Origin of the sequence: Mesorhizobium sp. M7D.F.Ca.US.004.03.1.1 (assembly GCF_003998635.1) — a bacterium.
Lineage (GTDB): Bacteria > Pseudomonadota > Alphaproteobacteria > Rhizobiales > Rhizobiaceae > Mesorhizobium > Mesorhizobium loti.
The window spans coordinates 1-378 of sequence record NZ_RZQG01001895.1 but is presented as its reverse complement, the minus strand read 5'-3'; the positions used below and the strand labels follow the sequence as shown (position 1 = coordinate 378).

The following is a 378-nucleotide window of genomic DNA, read 5'->3' as shown; positions in this document are numbered from 1 at the left end:
GACATGGTTGAATGGTCGGAAGAGATGCATGTGACGCGCCCGGCTTTGATCTGATCCCACAGTGCCTCGCGGCCTCCCGATCGGATCGGTGGATTGACCTTGAGTCGCGCACCAAACTCCTTTCCATGTATGTCGGGATCGAAAGTCAGATAGTGCATGCAGATTTCGCCCGTCGCGAGATTGCCCTCTCGACTGTAACGCTCGACAAGCTCGAAACCGCGTGGCGTCGATATGTGGACGATATGCGCATGCGCCTTGGCCAGCGCGGCGAGTTCTAGAAACAACACCGTGGCTGCAAGCTCGGCCGCCTCGGGGCGGCTTGCCGAATGTGCCTCTAGCGTGTTCTTCCCGGTTGCCTTCATCAGCGCCGTATTGTGT

The 378-nt window shown here is 58.5% G+C and carries 1 pseudogene; it reads right to left on the bottom strand.

Going from position 1 to position 378, the window contains the following annotated elements:
* Window positions 1-378 (bottom strand): annotated as a pseudogene (locus EN935_RS41350) (dihydroorotase); the annotation flags it as partial.